Annotated in this window: 15 protein-coding genes; 5 read left to right on the top strand and 10 right to left on the bottom strand. The window is 60.1% G+C overall.

Translation table 11 applies throughout. The annotated features are described in order from the left end of the window. Window positions 1–2 precede the first annotated feature (2 nt). The 3 genes from C7378_RS16090 to C7378_RS16080 form a co-directional block, all read right to left on the bottom strand. Window positions 3–1,253 carry a twin-arginine translocation signal domain-containing protein gene (locus C7378_RS16090; protein ID WP_243648307.1) on the bottom strand — a complete coding sequence of 417 codons (1,251 nt, stop codon included), beginning with the start codon at window positions 1,251–1,253 and terminating at the stop codon, window positions 3–5. Beyond that, window positions 1,216–2,139, bottom strand: coding sequence for a class A beta-lactamase (gene bla / locus C7378_RS16085; protein ID WP_131998994.1), 924 nt, complete (start codon window positions 2,137–2,139; stop codon window positions 1,216–1,218). Before bla ends, C7378_RS16090 begins: the two co-directional genes overlap by 38 nt. Before the next feature lie 62 nt (window positions 2,140–2,201). Next, window positions 2,202–2,858, bottom strand: coding sequence for an NAD-dependent epimerase/dehydratase family protein (locus tag C7378_RS16080; RefSeq protein WP_131998992.1), 657 nt, complete (start codon window positions 2,856–2,858; stop codon window positions 2,202–2,204). Window positions 2,859–2,934: 76 nt separating this feature from the next. Between C7378_RS16080 and C7378_RS16075 the strand changes: the two genes are divergently transcribed. Both C7378_RS16075 and C7378_RS16070 read left to right on the top strand, forming a co-directional pair. Then, window positions 2,935–4,911 (top strand): M61 family metallopeptidase, encoded by a 1,977-nt coding sequence (locus C7378_RS16075; RefSeq protein ID WP_131998990.1) that lies wholly within the window; start codon window positions 2,935–2,937, stop codon window positions 4,909–4,911. Between the two features lie 183 nt (window positions 4,912–5,094). Further along, window positions 5,095–6,009 (top strand): LysR family transcriptional regulator, encoded by a 915-nt coding sequence (locus C7378_RS16070; protein WP_131998988.1) that lies wholly within the window; start codon window positions 5,095–5,097, stop codon window positions 6,007–6,009. A gap of 81 nt (window positions 6,010–6,090) precedes the next feature. Here C7378_RS16070 and C7378_RS16060 read toward each other — a convergent pair whose 3' ends face one another. From C7378_RS16060 to C7378_RS16050, 4 genes are all read right to left on the bottom strand, one after another. Beyond that, window positions 6,091–6,828, bottom strand: a complete 738-nt coding sequence (locus C7378_RS16060; protein WP_131998984.1) for a Crp/Fnr family transcriptional regulator — start codon at window positions 6,826–6,828, stop codon at window positions 6,091–6,093. 51 nt (window positions 6,829–6,879) lie between these two features. Beyond that, complete coding sequence (locus C7378_RS18010; RefSeq protein WP_243648306.1) at window positions 6,880–7,392, bottom strand: hypothetical protein; 513 nt, start codon at window positions 7,390–7,392, stop codon at window positions 6,880–6,882. A 21-nt stretch (window positions 7,393–7,413) separates the two neighbouring features. After that, window positions 7,414–7,749 carry a response regulator gene (locus C7378_RS18005; protein ID WP_243648305.1) on the bottom strand — a complete coding sequence of 112 codons (336 nt, stop codon included), beginning with the start codon at window positions 7,747–7,749 and terminating at the stop codon, window positions 7,414–7,416. A gap of 245 nt (window positions 7,750–7,994) precedes the next feature. Then, window positions 7,995–8,618, bottom strand: coding sequence for an NAD(P)-dependent oxidoreductase (locus tag C7378_RS16050; RefSeq protein ID WP_131998982.1), 624 nt, complete (start codon window positions 8,616–8,618; stop codon window positions 7,995–7,997). Window positions 8,619–8,759: 141 nt separating this feature from the next. On the opposite strand from C7378_RS16050, the gene C7378_RS16045 reads away from it, so the two are divergent. After that, entirely contained in the window at window positions 8,760–9,176 is a 417-nt protein-coding gene (locus C7378_RS16045) for an Rrf2 family transcriptional regulator (protein ID WP_131998980.1), read from the top strand. 16 nt (window positions 9,177–9,192) lie between these two features. Here C7378_RS16045 and C7378_RS16040 read toward each other — a convergent pair whose 3' ends face one another. Further along, window positions 9,193–10,539: a sensor domain-containing diguanylate cyclase gene (locus C7378_RS16040; RefSeq protein ID WP_165876853.1), complete on the bottom strand. Its 1,347-nt coding sequence runs from the start codon at window positions 10,537–10,539 to the stop codon at window positions 9,193–9,195. Window positions 10,540–10,759: 220 nt separating this feature from the next. Between C7378_RS16040 and C7378_RS16035 the strand changes: the two genes are divergently transcribed. Both C7378_RS16035 and C7378_RS16030 read left to right on the top strand, forming a co-directional pair. Further along, window positions 10,760–11,290, top strand: a complete 531-nt coding sequence (locus C7378_RS16035) for a GNAT family N-acetyltransferase (protein ID WP_131998976.1) — start codon at window positions 10,760–10,762, stop codon at window positions 11,288–11,290. Window positions 11,291–11,400: 110 nt separating this feature from the next. Next, window positions 11,401–13,479, top strand: a complete 2,079-nt coding sequence (locus tag C7378_RS16030) for a glutaminase family protein (RefSeq protein WP_131998974.1) — start codon at window positions 11,401–11,403, stop codon at window positions 13,477–13,479. 44 nt (window positions 13,480–13,523) lie between these two features. Here C7378_RS16030 and C7378_RS16025 read toward each other — a convergent pair whose 3' ends face one another. Beyond that, window positions 13,524–14,081, bottom strand: a complete 558-nt coding sequence (locus tag C7378_RS16025; RefSeq protein WP_131998972.1) for a hypothetical protein — start codon at window positions 14,079–14,081, stop codon at window positions 13,524–13,526. Further along, window positions 14,078–15,565, bottom strand: coding sequence for a glutamate--tRNA ligase (gene gltX, locus C7378_RS16020; protein WP_131998970.1), 1,488 nt, complete (start codon window positions 15,563–15,565; stop codon window positions 14,078–14,080). The genes C7378_RS16025 and gltX overlap by 4 nt, the downstream gene beginning before the upstream one ends. Between the last annotated feature and the right edge of the window lie 37 nt (window positions 15,566–15,602).

The raw sequence follows: 15,602 nt of genomic DNA, 5'->3' as shown, positions 1-15,602 counted from the left end.
CGCTACACCGCCTCCGTAATCGCGCGCCCCTGCGCAAACCGCGCCGAGAAGCCGAACAGCGATCCCAGCGTGGGCACGAGGTCAATCGACTCGATCGGGCGGTTCACCATCGCGCCCTGCCGTATGCCCGGCCCCATCGCCATCATCCATGTAGTACGCGACAGCGCATCACCCGTGCGGTGATGCTGAAAGCCGTTTCCGCCTGCGTCGAGGTCCGAGTCACGCCCGAAGTCGGGCAGGATATACATGTTCGTCTTGCCTGCATACTCCGGGTTGGACTGCACCGCCTGCCAGAGTTCCCCGCACAGCCGATCGGTGCGCTTGATGCCTTCCAGGTACAGCGAGAAGGCGCCCGCATGCGCCACATCAATGTCATGCAGCGTAATCCACAACAGGCTCGGCGCAATCTGCCGCATCAGTTGCTTCGCAATGTAGACCGACAGCTCATCGGGGCTCGCCAGGCTGCGCGCGTGCGCGATGAAGTCGCCAACCGACAGCTTCAGCACGCTCTCCAGCTGCTTCATCTCCACTTCACCGCCGCGCAGCACCGGTGCGTAATACGGTGTCTCGTAGTTGTCCTTCAACAGGTGCGCGTAGTCCACGACGCCGCCCTTCGGCATCGCCGCTGCCAGGAGGTGTTTCGGCAGGATCACCCCTGCACCCAGCCCTTGTCCATAGGCACGGTTGTCACTTTCGCCGATACGGTTGAATCCATTGCTCGGCGCAATCACCCACGCATCGTTCGCCGGACGTCGCAGATCTTTTCTGTAGTACTCGAAGACCGTAGGGTTATCCGGCGCAACCGCCGCAAAGTTGTCAAAGGTTTCGTAGTCGCCCGTGACAATACTCGCCGTCGCCACATAGTGGCCAAGAATCCCGCGATTGACCACCTGCGTAAAGAAGGTGGACTGCGGCAGCAGAGTCTTCATCAGGCAGGGAATATTCTCCTGCCCGTCCGGAGCAAAGGTCTCCTCATCGCGCGCACCGCCGCCAAAGGTGACGACAATCGCCTTCTGCGGTCGTGGCAGAGCAACGGCTCGCAATGGTGAAAATCCAAGCAGCGCAGACCCAGCCGTCAGGCCCGCCGCCGTGCGCAGAAAATCCCGCCTGCTCCACGCAATCTCTCGCGAAGCCTCGGGACCGAACAGATCAAATCCACTACCCATCTTGCGCCTAATGGTATGCCGCTCCATCCACCCGCGGCAACCATTTCCCTCATCGACTGGCGGAGTCGTTAGGTGCGAGCGATTCATGCAGTGCTGCGATCGCCCTGCCGACTGCGGCTATCGTCTCATTACGCTGCGCTGGACCGACCTTGGCTTCGGTGAGATAGACCGCGACCATGACCGGAGAAGCGTGCGGCGGCCACAGGATGGCAATATCGTTCGCCGTACCCCTATCGCCGGAGCCGGTCTTGTCTCCAACCATCCAGTCCGCAGGCACCCCCGCGCGCAGCCGTTCGCCGCCCGTCTTGCACTGCTTCATCCACTCCGCGAGTTGGGTCTTCGCACCAGGTGAAAGAGTCCGCCCCAGCAACAGCGTCTGCAAATCCGCCACCATCGCAGCGGGGCTCGTCGTGTCGCGCGGGTCGCCGGGCAATGCTTCATTCAACGCAGGCTCCGTGCGGTCGAGCCTCGTCACCTTGTCTCCCAGCGAACGCGCAAAAGCCGTCACTGCCGCAGGCCCGCCAATTGACGCCAGCATCAGGTTGGCCGCGGTATTATCGCTCAGCGTCAGCGCCGCTACACATATCTCACGCAGTGACGCGCCGCCATTACCAACGCGAGTAGCAGTAAACGGTGAGTAGGAAACGATCTCTTTTTGTGTGTAGTGGACCATCCGGTCCAGGTGCTCCCTGCCATGGTCCACCTGCAAAAGAATCTTCCCCGCGGCCAGAACCTTAAAGGTGCTGCACATCGGGAAGCGCTCGTCTTCGCGATAACCGGCCCGCGTGCCGTGAGCCGTATCCAGATAAGCCACACCCAGCCGGCCTCCGCTCGCCTTCTCCAGATCTTCCATCTGCGCTCGAAAGGACTTTGTACGGGCAAAACCCGCATCAGCCGCCACAAGCCGGCCAGCGAGAATGACTCCCCCCGCTGCGCACACACTCGACCGAATCCACTCTCTTCTTGTAATCATATGGCTCCATTCGCCTCAAGCGAAAGATTAAAGCCTGTCTGCAGCGATCCTTCCAGCACCCTTCAGCCCCGCGCCAGCGCCTTGATGTCTTTTACCTCCAGCACCTGCCTCGGATAGTCCTTCAGCACGCTGTGAATCATTGCCAGCCCTACTTCCCGCAGGGTGCTTACGTGGTTCGGAAACAACAGGTGCAGCAATGGATAAATCCCGCCGATCACCCTGTAGTATCCCTTCACATTCCGCTGTCCCGCGGTCGGCTTCATAAAGCCGGGACGAAAGTTATAGACCTTCCTGAAGCCGCATCGCATCAGCTCGTTCTCGGTCTTTCCCTTCACGCGTGCCCACATCAGCTTTCCTTGTTCTGAGCTGTCAGTGAGCTCACCTGACACGAAATCGAAGATCATCTGCGGGTTCAGCCCTGCCAGCACCCGCGCAAAGTGCACGGTAATCTCGTAGGTCACATGCGTATATTCTGCTTCGCTCATGCCCCTTGAACTCACACCTGCACAATAAAAACAGGCATCGTAGCCGCTTAGCTGGCTAGTGCAGTCCTCAATACGCAGAAAGTCCGGGACGATGCACTCCTTCACCTTCGGGTGCTGCACCCCATAGGGTCTGCGGCTAACCAGCAGTACCGCCTCTATCGCCGGGTGCTGCAGGCATTCAAGCAGAACCCCTTCGCCGACCATCCCGGTCGCCCCCGTCAAGATGACTCTCATCGTCCCAACCTACCCTCCGGCCTGCACGCGCACAAGCGCAATCCACTCCCGGCCCGCTGCCATGCGATCATTTCTCATGAAGATTGCCCCGCGCTACGGCGCTTCGACTCTGCCCGCTGTTCTTCTTCTGTCTGCGATCCTTCCCGCAACCGCCGCCTTCGCGGCCAGGAAATCCAAGCCCGCACCAGCCGCAGCGCCACCGCAGGCGCCCATCCTGCTCCGCGTCGATATGACCGACGCTCCGCGCCATCTCATCCACGCGCATGAGCATATTCCCGTCGCTGCCGGGCCGCTCGTCCTCGAATACCCCGAGTGGATTCCCGGCAATCACCGCCCTACCGGCCCCATTGACAACGTCGCGGGCCTCTTCATCAAGGCCAACGGCCAGCCCTTACCCTGGCGTCGCGATGAAGTAGACATGTACGGCGTACACGTCGATGTGCCGCAGGGCGTGACCACCCTCGACGTTGACTTTGACTACCTCGTCACCCCCGGCGGTACTGGCGCAAGCGAAAACTACTCCACCAGCAAGAACCTCGCCGTTCTTGAGTGGAACTCCGTCGTGATGTACCCGGCTGGCATCCCCGTCCGCAACATCCCCATCACGCCGTCCATCACCCTCCCCGCTGGCTGGGGCTTCGGCACCGCGCTCGCACCCGCAGGTCAGGACATCAAGACCAGCAACGGCAGCACGCATCCGGCTGGCGGCGACTCCCCCCAGACGGCCAGCTTCGCCACCGTCGGCGTCAATATGCTGGTTGACTCGCCGCTTATCGCCGGCCGCTACTTCAAGGAGATTCCTCTCGCGCCCGGCGTCACTCCAAAGCACTATCTGGACCTCGCCGCCGACGCACAGGAGGACCTCGACCTCAAGCCCGCGACGCTCACCGCCATCAACAACTTAGTCCACCAGGCAGGGACCGTCTACGCCTCGCGGCACTACTACACCTATCACTTCCTCCTCAGCCTCAGCGATGAGATCCGCGGCGAGGGCCTCGAACACCACCAGTCGAGCGACAACGGCATCGAGGAGCACGGCTTCAGCGACCCTCAGCTCGCCATGCTTAACGCCGATCTGCTTTCGCATGAGTACACCCACTCCTGGAACGGCAAATATCGCCGTCCCGCTGGCCTCGCCACGCCCGACTACAAGACCCCCATGCGTGGCGACCTCCTCTGGGTGTACGAAGGCATGACCCAGTACTGGGGCGGCGTTCTCGCCGCACGCAGCGGCCTCTGGACGCCCCAGCAGTACCGCGACGCGCTCGCCTTCACCGCGGCCAACATGGACAACCGCCCCGGCCGCACCTGGCGCAATGTCGAGGACACCGCCATCGCCGCCTCCATCCTGCGCGGCGGCAGCCCCTGGTGGAGCAGCTGGCGTCTTTCTCAGGATTACTACCCTGAGGGCGACCTCATCTGGCTCGATGCTGACACCACCATCCGCCAGCTCACCCACGGCCAGAAGTCTCTCAATGACTTCGTCGCCATCTTCCTCGGCCTCAACGGCAACACCGGCCCCATTACCGTTCCCTACACCCTCGATGACATCGTTACCGCCCTCAACAAGGTCGTGCCTTACGACTGGCGCGGCTTCCTCACCTCCCGCGTCGAGTCGCACGAGGCGCACGCCCCGCTCAACGGCATCGAACATGGCGGCTACAAGCTCGTCTATACCGATCAGCCATCTGATTTTGAGAAGGCAGCCTACGGCCATCGCGGCGGTGTCGACTGCATCGCCTCACTCGGCATGCGAATCGGGAAGAACGGCGCCATCGCCGATGTCCTCATGAATTCCCTCGCTTACAAGGCAGGTCTTGGTCCCGGCGTAAAAATTGTCGCCGTCAACAACTTGGCTTACAGCGACGACCGCATGAAGCAGGCTCTCCGCGCTGCCAAAACCAGCCAGGATCCCCTCCAGCTCATCGTCACCAACACCGATGAGTTCCAGGTTGTCCATCTCGACTACCACGGTGGCGAGCGCTATCCTCACCTCGAGCGCGATTCCACCCAGCCCGACCTGCTCGACGACATCATCAAGCCGTTGAACTAACCCCTCATCGCCTGCCTGCGCCCGAGCCGCCCGGTTCGGACGGAGGCAGGCGGCAACTCCTATCCTCCCCATAAACGTCTTTTATGATCGACCCTCCCGTTTATTCGCGATATAAGCTAAATACAGCCCCCGAGATAGCTTTTCACCCCGATCGCTGCTGTTCTACTCGAACAGGAGGACGCAATGGACTTTGAGCAGTTAAGAACATTCCTTGAGGTCAGTCGGCTCAAGAGTTTCTCCCGCGCCGCCGAAAAGCTCGGCGTCACCCAGCCTGCCATCTCTGCGCAGATTCGCTCGCTTGAGAACGAGTCCGGAGCGCGCCTCTTCGACCGCGATGGAGGCAAGGTCACCTTCACCGCAGCTGGCAGGGTCTTCGAGCCCTTCGCCGAGCACTGTCTTCAGATGCACAGCCACATCATGGTCACCATCGGTGAGCTTCACCGCTCCCCGCGTGGCGAAATCTCCGTCTCCGCCAACGAAGCGACCAGCCTTTATGTGCTACCCACTGTCTTTGCTCAGTTCCGTCGCCAGTACACTCGCGTCGCGCTCAGCATCGTTCGCGCCGACCGCTCCCGCACCATGGAGGGAGTCCTCAACCGCGAAGTCGACTTCGGCATCGTCTCCGTTCCGGTCAAGGATCCGCGCCTCACCGTAGACATCATTCACAAGGATGAAGTGGTCCTCGTGGCACCTTCCGGCCACTCGCTCGTCCCGCGCGGCAACATTCGGCTGGAGGAGCTGCCTCAGCAGCCGCTGCTGCTGCCCAAGCAGGGCCGCCAGCGCGACCAGATCGACGACCTCTTCCGCAGCCACGACCTCAACCCCCGCGTCGGTATGGAAGTAGAGTCCAGCGAACTCCTCAAGCGGCTCGTCATCGCCGGCCTCGGCCTCGGCTTTCTGCCCCGCGCCAACGTCCTCACCGAGGAGCGCGCCGGGCTGCTCAAGATCCTCAAGGTTGATGGCGTCCGCCTCATCCGTGAACTCGCGCTCGTCTATCGCAAGGACAAGACCCTTACCCGCGCAGCTCACGCCTTTTTAGAGATAGCCACCGGCCGCGCCCGCCCTCACAACTCCCCGTCGGCAGCGAAAGCAAAGTAGCCCTCAAGCGAAAAGGATGTGCCACGTTGTAGTCGCGGCACATCCGTCGTATCGGTTCAGCGCACAAGCTCCGCAGGCTGGCTAGTTACAACTGACGGCTTTTGCTTTTTCCCGATGATGCGGCAGAGAGACGGTTTCAGTATTCTGTTCAGGCACCTGATCGTACAGAACCACATTCAGCAGCGATTTGTGTACCCGAATACGGCCGTTGTATTCGATGAAGCCGAGCTTCCTGAAGCGATTCATAAAGAAGCTCACGCGTGAGCGGGTTGTGCCGATCATCTCCGCCAGCGTCTCTTGCGTAATCTTTGGAATCAGGGTTTCGGGCTCTCCCTGCTTGCCGAACTCTGCCATCAGCAAGAGAATTCTCGCCAGCCGCTTCTCGCTTGAGTTGAAGAGCTGATCCACCAGATCCGCCTGCGTCCGCATACTGCGCGCCAGCATAAACTTCAGAAACAGATCTGAAAATACATGCTCATCGTGCAGCACCCGAATCATCTCATCTCTTTGAATCTTAAGTGCTGTACAGGCGGCAATGGCCGTAGCCGTAGCCATCCGCAGGCCGACGGCTCCCGCAATCGATTCCTCTCCAATAAAGTCTCCCGCTGAGAGAAGGGCGAGCGTCGCTTCCTTGCCCCGCGGGGAGACAACGGTGAGTTTTGCTCGACCCTTTTGAAGATAGTAGACGCAGTCCGCCGAATCCCCTTGAGAGAAGAAAGGATCCTTTGTCTTCAGGTGAACTATTCTGCGGCCTAACCCCGCGCTCGCGAGAAACGCGGCGGCGTCAAAGACATTGACAGCAGATGCTCCATCGGCCACTTGAAGGGCCTCCTAACGTCTCCGAACAGCTTACAGGGAGTGTTCTCTATCCTACGCTCTGCCTTCCGCAGCAGGTCCAATGCGCAGCCCCTCCGCGTCAGTAGGGTGGTGGCTCGATACAGCGACAAAGCGCGTCATTGCCTGCGCCAGCTGCGAATCCACCTCATCCGCTATCGCCATCACGCCCACTAGCAACAGGCTGAAATCCACCTTGTTGAGATTATTCTGCAATGTCTGAAAGATGCTGACCTGCAACATACGGGATTCCTCGACCAGCATGGCGGCGCTGTATCCCTGCCTTTGGCGTATCTCGCCGTGCTCACTGGCAGCGCGGGATACGAGAGCATGGGTGCCCAGAGGCAGTGGGTAGCGAAGCCGGGACACCAGGTCGCGGAACAACTGCGGCAGGTGAGCGGAGCGCTCCGCATCCTCCATCGGGATGCCTACTATGCGCGGCTCAACCTGAACCCGTTCAAGCCATTCGGCGATGGTGGATTCTGCCTCAGCTTCCAGGATGGTCGCGACACTCTCCATCACCCGCGCCGGCGCCGCCTCTTTCGCCAATCGTTGCCTGATCGTTGCAACCTATGTTTCGGACGCTAGCGGCTTGGTAAGGATTCCATCTGCCTGCAGCAGGATCGCTGACGCTGCTCCCTTCATCTCGGGATATCCGCTGAAGATGAGGGTGATCGCCTTGGGATGGGAGTGTCGCATTGCGCTTACAACGGTCAAACCATCCCCTGCGTCAGGCATGTGCAGGTCGCTCAGCAGAACATCGAAGACCTGGCTGTGGATGAGTCCCAGAGCCTCGTGCACACCGGCTGCCGCGACCACCTCAAAGCCGTTGTATTCCAGAATCATCTTGAGGGACATCCGGACACTCTGATTGTCATCAACAAGCAGAATTCTCGGTTTTGCCATCAGCGGATTATCACGCGGGGAGATTTGCTCTTCAAAGAGATACATCGATGCCTTTCTTGAAGATCTACGAACTTACATTTGCCCCTGCGCTAATCATGCCCCCTCGCGTGACCCAATTCTGTATCGTTTTGCTCTCTCCCCGCGCATGTCGATCGGATGCCGAAGGCCCCTCCCGGGCTCAGTCCGGCATGCCTTATACGCAAAAGGAGCACTGCGCCGCAGTGCTCCTGTGCGCCGTCCTCAGCCTAGTAGCCGATCGTAAACCGAGCCTTTTCATAGCTCGGCTTTTCAAGCTCGTCCACCAGGGCAATCGCATAGTCTTCCATTGAGATGCGGCTCTCGCCCTTGTCGTTCGCGATCAGGCTGCGGCTTCCCAGCCGGTATTTGCCCGTCCGCTCGCCAGGCTCGAAGAATGCCGCTGGGCTGAAGTAAGTCCAGTTAATATCGGAGGCCTCAAGCAGTGCCAGCGCCTTGGCATGCGATGTGGCAATGGGCACCCACGGCGCAGGCAGATGGCCTGACTCCAGCAGCGTCACCCCCGGCGCAACCTCCAGCGAACCAGCACCGCCCACCACGATCAGCCGGGGATTTCCCGCCTTGCTTACCGCCTCGATCTGCCGCTCCGTCACCCCAATCAGCTGGTCTGTGTCGTTCTGCGGAGGAGCGTACGCACTGATCACCGCATCCGCGCCCGCAATGATCTCCGCAATCCGGTCTGCACTGCTCAGGTCGTCGCTCTTGCTCTTCACTCCTGCCGCCAGCTTCTCCGGGTTCCGAACAACTGCCGTCACCTCATGTCCCCGCGCCTTCAACTCCTCATAGATACGCTGCCCCGCATTCCCCGATGCGCCATACAGTACAACTTTCATCTTGAAAACCTCTGAGTGGATTGATGCTGCTGTGTCTTGGATGAAGGGATCCAGAATCCGTCACAAAAAAAGTTACGCTAGCTCACCTGGTTCCAGCTCGTCCATCTTTCCGGCTTCTCCACCCCGCTGTATTGTCTTTGTATGAACTCCCGATTCTCGACAGCGGTTCACATCCTTACGCTGCTTGCATCTACGCCTCAGGAGCGGCTGACCTCGGAGTTCATCGCCGCAAGCGTCGGAACCAACCCCGTCGTCATCCGCCGCCAGCTGGCCCTTCTCCGGCAGGCCAACCTGGTTTCATCCAAGGGTGCCCGCGGAGGCGGCTGGGAACTGGCCCGCGACCCGGCACGGATCACCTTGAAGCAGGTTCGCACCGCGCTCGGCGTCGAAGCAGCCTTCCGCATGCACCGCAACGAACCCCATCCGAACTGCTCCGTAGGCCAGGGTATCCGCGGGGTCCTCGAGAACGTCTATGAAGAGGTAGAGAAGTCGGTTATGCGCAGCCTTGCGCACTGGACCATCGCTGACATGCTCAAGCGAATCGAGCCCAGCTCCTAGGCCGGGTTAGGCAATCTCAGCTGCCTTCTTCCCCGCATATTTGGAGTCCATTACGGCCCCGCCCCTTCACCATATACATCGAGGCATCTGCCTTCCTCAGCAGTTCATCGCTCCCGGCGCCGCAGTCGGGATAAAGAGCCAGTCCCACGCTGACCGTCACCTTGATTTCGCGACCCCCCAGCGGGATAGGTTTCGCTGCGCTCCGCACAATCTGCCACCCGCAACGCCGCACGTCCTCCAGGCTCTTGAACTCCGGCATCACGATCACGAACTCATCGCCCCCGATGCGCGCCACGGTATCGGTCTCCCGCACCGTCTCCAGCAAACGCTTCCCCACTGCCGCAAGCACCGCATCCCCCTCCGCGTGGCCATGCGCGTCATTGACTTCTTTGAAGTGGTCGACATCCAGGATGAAGACCGCCACCCTGTTGTTATGTCGCTGCGCATAGGCAATCGCCTGTTCCAGTCGGTCCCGCAACAGCGTGCGATTGGGCAGTCCCGTCAACTGGTCATAGTGCGCGAGATAGTGAACATGGTCCGTCAACCGCTTCTGCTCCGTCACGTCGCGGCTCGTAACCGCGATCCCGCTACCCAGCTTCACCACCTGCACACTCAGCCACGTCGCCTTGATTCGTTCATCGTCGAGATAGACCTCGCCGGTAAAGGGCGTTCCCGTGCGAACTACTTCCCTGTATCTCTCGATCAGCCCCGAACGGATTACAAACGGACGCTCCTCGGTCAGGATCTTCCCGATCATGTTTTCGCGACGTGTACGCAGCCGCCTCTCGGCATTCGGATTGATGTAGCTGAAGCGGAAATCCTTGATCTCTCCCTTCTCATCCGGCACGCCGTCGAAGAGGTAGAAGTCATCCAGGCTGCTCTCAGCCGCTGCCAGAAACTTGTCCCGCTCCATCCGCGCCAGGGCGGACCCTTCTCTCAGCGAACGCAGGTGCGGCAACACGATCAGCGCGCCACCTGCGGCCGCCATCGAGCCCAGAACCTGTAGAAACGCCGCGCCATCCTGGGTGAGCCACGGCGGTTCAGGCCACCGAACCGCCATCAATGCGCAGCGTTCGATCACAAAAAACATCAGGAAGGAAATGAGAACGTAATAGGTAAAGATGAAGCTCGGGCTCTCGCGAAACGAGTTCGCGATGCGCCACAAGAGCAGCAGGCACAGCACAACGGCTGCTCCCTCCAGCAGGCTATTCAGCGGAAAATGCGCAACCCCTAAACTGCGACCCGCCGCTTGCTTCAGATGGTAAGTAAGGATGCCCAGCGCCGCTGCTCCATAGAGAAACAGGGAAAGGCCCAGTCTGGCTCCCCTCCTTGCAGAGACGATCTTTTGGAGAAGAGCAGTCACCATTCACCCGGGGATAGAGGCCTGTCCGCTGGAGCGGCATAAGAGCAAGCATCAACTTCTGCCATGGGCAGCACGCTTCGCTCTGTTATCCATCAACTAACGGAAGAGGATTTATAAATCATTTTTTCAAATATCTCCACTGCAAAAGAGAGTTCAGTCGTCAGATCGCTCCTTATTCCTTTGGTAAGGCCCCATACACGCGGACAGATAATAATGGAGCATGCAACTGCGGGCCGCCCAACCGGAAGATGCACTCGGCGTCGCCCATGTCCACGTCCGCTCGTGGCAGGCCGCCTATCGCGGGCTTCTGCCTGCCGAATACCTCGACCGGCTTCGTCCCCAGGATTGGGCTTCGCGGTACGACTTCGGGAGCCCGGACGATTGCAAACCACAGACCATCCTCGCGACCGGGAAGGGATCCATCCACGGCTTTGTCACCACAATGCCCTCGCGCGATTCCGACCTGCCGGAGCACGGAGAGCTCTGCGCGCTCTATGTCGACCCCACCCAGTGGGGCCGCGGAATCGGCCTCGCGCTCATCACAGCTGCCCGCGCCCGCCTTCTTGAACAGGGCTTCCGTAATGCGCTCCTCTGGATTCTCGCAGGCAACGTACGCGGCGATCGCTTCTATCAACTGGACCACTGGGCCCCTGACGGTCAGCGGCGCACAGACACGGTATGGGGCATCACCGTAGACGAGCTTCGCTACCAGCGCTCCCTCGGAACACCACCAACTCCTCCCGGGCGTTAGCAGCGCACGCTCTCGCTTCCGGCAGTTGAAACGAATACCTAGGCCGTTCCGCCTATTCCGTTGGAGGCCAGGATTGATGTAGAACTGGTCGCTGGAGAACAGTGAAACAAATGAGATCGATCGCACGAAGCGCAGTTGTTTCCATTGCAGTTTTGATCGCGGGCGGGGGCAGCGCACTTCATGCGCAGCAGGAACGGCCTCCAGCGGTCCCGCTGATTGCACACGACCCCTATTTCAGCATCTGGTCGATGACTGACCACCTGACCGATGGGCCCACCCGCCACTGGACGGGTGAACGTCAGCCACTCACCGGCCTGATTCGTATCGACGGCAAGCTGTATCGCTACATGGGCGGCGACAGGCACAGCGCTACTCCCGCCATGCAGCAGACCGCGCTGAAGGTCTCGGCAACGCATACTGATTATGAATTCAGCGCAGCCGGCATCAAGCTGCAGCTCACTTTCTTTGCGCCAGCATTTCCGCAGGATCTTGACCTGCTCTCGCGGCCTGTAACCTACGTGAGCTGGAAGCTGAGTTCCACCGATGGCAAATCTCACCAGACGTCTGTGTTCCTTGATGTCGATCCGGTGATCGCCGTCGACCAGGACAACCAGAAGGTGACGTGGGGCAGATCGAATGATGGCGAGTTACGCGTCCTGAACGTTGGCTCACGCGATCAGCAGGTACTGAACCGCTCCGGCGATAACCTGCGTATCGACTGGGGATATTTTCACCTCGCCGTACCTCAGAACGAGCAGGCCATGCTGGTCAATGCAGCTGCCGCGCGGCAGAGCTTTGAGAAGACCGGCACGCTGCCGACAGCTGATGACATGGACATGCCGCAGACTCCCCGGGACGGCGCCGCTCATCTCGCGCTCGAATTTCCGGCGCAGGAGATCTCAGCAGCCCCTGTGACGAAACATGCTCTGCTCAGCTACACCGCAGGGTTCCAGATCCAATATCTCGGGCGCAATATGCGTCCCTATTGGCAGCGCAACAACGAAACAGTTGAGGCGATGCTGGCTGAGGCCGAGGCTCAATATAGCGAACTCGACCAGCGCGGACGCGACTATGACGCGAAACTGACTACCGATCTCACCAAAGCCGGTGGCGCGGATTACGCGGCGTTGGCGCTCCTCGCCTACCGGCAGACGATCGCGGCCCATGGGCTCGTCGCTGATATCGACGGCACGCCGATGCTCTTCGCCAAGGAAGACTTTTCCAACGGCGACATCGCCACCGTGGATGTTCTTTATCCGTCCGCGCCCTTCTTCCTCTTCTTCAATCCGAAGCTGCTTGAGGCCCAGTTGAAGCCGGTGCTCGAGTATGCTTCGCTCGCACGCTGGAAGTTCCCTTTCGCACCGCATGATCTGGGCCGCTATCCGCTCGCGAACGGCCAGGAGTACGGCGGCGGCGAGAAGACGGAAGAAAACCAGATGCCAGTAGAGGAGAGCGGCAATCTGCTGATCTGCGCAGCGGCTCTCGGACAGACAGAGGGCAACTGGCATGTTGCGCAACAATACTGGCCGCAGCTCAGTCAATGGGCCGCATACCTTCGCGAGAAGGGCCTCGACCCTGAGAACCAGCTCTCGACCGATGACTTCGCCGGACACCTGGCGCATAATGCAAATCTCTCCATCAAGGCGATCGATGCTCTGGCCGCCTATGCAGAGATGGCTAAGGCGCTCGGCCACGCTGATGTAGCCCGCGGCTACGCGGCTGCAGCCAGGGATATGGCGGCAAAGTGGCAGCAGATGGCGATTGACGGAGACCACTACAAGCTTGCCTTCGACAAGCCCGGAACCTGGAGTCAGAAATACAATCTGGTATGGGATCAGCTGCTGGGACTGAATCTCTTTCCTGCCAAGGTGCGCGAGACGGAAGTCAGCTTCTACCTGAACCACATGAATCAGTACGGAGTTCCGCTCGACAGCCGTGCCGATTACACCAAGCTCGACTGGGAGCTGTGGTCCGCAACGCTCGGGACACAGCAGCAGTTCACTCAATGGATGGGCCCCATCTATAAGTGGATCAATGAAACCCCAACACGGGTTCCGCTGACTGACTGGTACGACACGAAGAATGGCAAGCAGATCGGCTTCCAGGCGCGTTCAGTTGTTGGCGGCGTTTACGTCAAGGCGCTCTCTGACGCTGAACTCGCGAAAAAGTGGCGAGCTATGTCGAAGTAGCCAGGAAGGCCCCACTTCTCTAACCGGGAGGTGGGGCCTTCTGTTTAACTCAGTCGTTCGCCGCTACGCAGGTCGATCGTGAAGGGCACATCGCGGTCAGTAATCAGATCCCATCCGGCGCCATGCAGTCGATCTCCCTCCACTTCGCCAAGCTGGACGCCTTCTGAAGAGAGCCTGACGCTCTGCCATGCGAAACCCTCTGCGTTGTAGGCGAGAAGCGAATGATGCCCGGCAAGGAGCAGCAGCCCATGCTCAGGCAGAGCCTGCACAGCCAGCACCGGCCGATACTCAACCTGGACGAACTTCGCCGGGTTGAGCGTGTCAACGATGTAAGCATAGCCCCCCGCAACAGCGCACATCGCATCCTTGTCAGGACAGCTCCACACTCCGGTCGGTGCCGAGGGGTCGGCAAACCCGAGCGCGCAGGTAGCGAGAAACGTGTCGCCCTGGGCAGGCTTCACCAGCACTTCAAGAGCGCCACGTTCCACCTCTTCAGCCTGACGCGGATAGACAAATTGACGCGACGGAGGAATGAGCGGACGGCGCTCGAGCAGAGTAGCCGTCCACGTGTGAGGAAAGCTCAAGTCCACGGCTGCTGTCATGCGCCGACGAAGCGCTCAATGCGCGCGCGAATGTTGAGGATGGAAAGCCCCAGCTGGCTTCCCTCTTCAATCACGGGGATGAGCTTGTCGAACTCCGGCCCGGAATGCGCTCCGGTCAGAGCAATACGTACGGGGTGAAAGAGATCTTTACCTTTGGCTCCGGTCTCAGCCTTCACTTCATTCATCCACAGCTTGAACTGCTCTGGTGTCACCGCCCCGGAGAAAGCCGCCGCGCGCGCAGCAAACGCAGACAGCACCTTCTGCGCAATTTCACTGGAGAGAAGAGGCGCATTCTCAGCGTTTTGTTTGGCTGCGGTCTCGTCAAAGCGAAAGATGAACTGTGTCTTCTCGCTGAGTTGATCGAGCCGGTCGAGCGCCGGCAGAAAAAGCGCGATAAGTCGCTCCACCCATGCCTGCAGCGCAGGGCTGCTGGAGTCGGCAGGCGGCAAAGGGAGATGCGGCCACGCAAGTGCTGCCAGCCGCTGCGGCTCAGACTGTTTCAAGTAGTGACGGTTGAGCCAGTGCAGCTTGTCCCAGTCAAAGACTGCGGGGGAAGCGGTCACACGCTCCAGTTTGAAGACCCGCGTGAGTTCCTCGGGCGTAAAGGTCTCAGTCTTGCCATCTTCAGCACCCCAGCCGAGCAGAGCCAAATAGTTGACCAGCGCCTCCGGCAGAACCCCCATCTCTCGGAAGCTGGCGATCGAGGTTGCACCATGCCGCTTGGAGAGCCGCTCGCGGTCGCTGCCGAGAATCGTCGACAGATGTGCAAAGACCGGCACCGGCCATCCGAACGCCTCGTAGATAGCCACCTGTTTCGGCGTATTGGAGAGGTGGTCGTCACCACGGATGACGTGGGTGATCTGCATCAGCGCGTCATCGACGGTCACGACATAGTTATAGACCGGAACGCCGCTGGAGCGGACGAGCACCGGATCACTGACAGATTCGCTGGTGAACTCAACCTCACCGCGCACCAGGTCGTGAAAGCGAAGCGGACGCTCTGGAATGCGCAGACGCACGGCAAAGGACTCGCCTGCGCTGGCGCGAGCAAGGCTGTCTGCGGGGGAAATGCGGCTGCACTTGCCGGAATAAACCTGCGGCTGATGGAGTTCTGCCGCCCGGCGACGCTCAGCCTCAATCTCCTCGGGAGTACAGAAGCAGCGGTAGGCCTTGCCCTCGTTGAGCAGCTGCTCGGTGTGGCGAGCATAAATATCGAGTCGGTCAGACTGCCGGTAGGGCCCATACTGTCCGCCGACGTCGGGGCCCTCATCCCAACCAAGGCCAAGCCAGCTGAGGTCTTCCATCAACTGTGCCTCGTGGCGCGCCTCGCTGCGTTCCAGATCCGTATCTTCGATACGGAGCAGAAAGTCGCCGCCCGTGTGGCGAGCGAAGAGCCAGTTATAAAGTGCCGTGCGGGCGTTGCCAACATGCAGCAGGCCTGTCGGAGAGGGGGCGAATCGAACGCGGGTTTTATGAGATTGCATCACTGTAGATGCTAACAAGGACGAGCGGCCGGCAGGC

Source organism: Acidipila rosea, from assembly GCF_004339725.1.
GTDB classification, from domain to species: Bacteria; Acidobacteriota; Terriglobia; order Terriglobales; family Acidobacteriaceae; genus Acidipila; species Acidipila rosea.
The sequence above is the reverse complement of the archived record's forward strand: the minus strand, read 5'-3'. Positions and strand labels throughout refer to the sequence as shown.

Bases quoted from the DNA above. Each gene is read 5' to 3' on its own strand.
- C7378_RS16030 (WP_131998974.1), top strand. From the start codon at position 11,401: ATGAGATCGATCGCACGAAGCGCAGTTGTTTCCATTGCAGTTTTGATC.
- bla (WP_131998994.1), bottom strand. From the start codon at position 2,139: ATGATTACAAGAAGAGAGTGGATTCGGTCGAGTGTGTGCGCAGCGGGG.
- C7378_RS16050 (WP_131998982.1), bottom strand. From the start codon at position 8,618: ATGAAAGTTGTACTGTATGGCGCATCGGGGAATGCGGGGCAGCGTATC.
- C7378_RS18005 (WP_243648305.1), bottom strand. From the start codon at position 7,749: ATGGCAAAACCGAGAATTCTGCTTGTTGATGACAATCAGAGTGTCCGG.
- C7378_RS16035 (WP_131998976.1), top strand. From the start codon at position 10,760: ATGCAACTGCGGGCCGCCCAACCGGAAGATGCACTCGGCGTCGCCCAT.
- C7378_RS16025 (WP_131998972.1), bottom strand. From the start codon at position 14,081: ATGACAGCAGCCGTGGACTTGAGCTTTCCTCACACGTGGACGGCTACT.
- gltX (WP_131998970.1), bottom strand. From the start codon at position 15,565: ATGCAATCTCATAAAACCCGCGTTCGATTCGCCCCCTCTCCGACAGGC.
- C7378_RS16075 (WP_131998990.1), top strand. From the start codon at position 2,935: ATGAAGATTGCCCCGCGCTACGGCGCTTCGACTCTGCCCGCTGTTCTT.
- C7378_RS16090 (WP_243648307.1), bottom strand. From the start codon at position 1,253: ATGAATCGCTCGCACCTAACGACTCCGCCAGTCGATGAGGGAAATGGT.
- C7378_RS16070 (WP_131998988.1), top strand. From the start codon at position 5,095: ATGGACTTTGAGCAGTTAAGAACATTCCTTGAGGTCAGTCGGCTCAAG.
- C7378_RS16080 (WP_131998992.1), bottom strand. From the start codon at position 2,858: ATGAGAGTCATCTTGACGGGGGCGACCGGGATGGTCGGCGAAGGGGTT.
- C7378_RS16045 (WP_131998980.1), top strand. From the start codon at position 8,760: ATGAACTCCCGATTCTCGACAGCGGTTCACATCCTTACGCTGCTTGCA.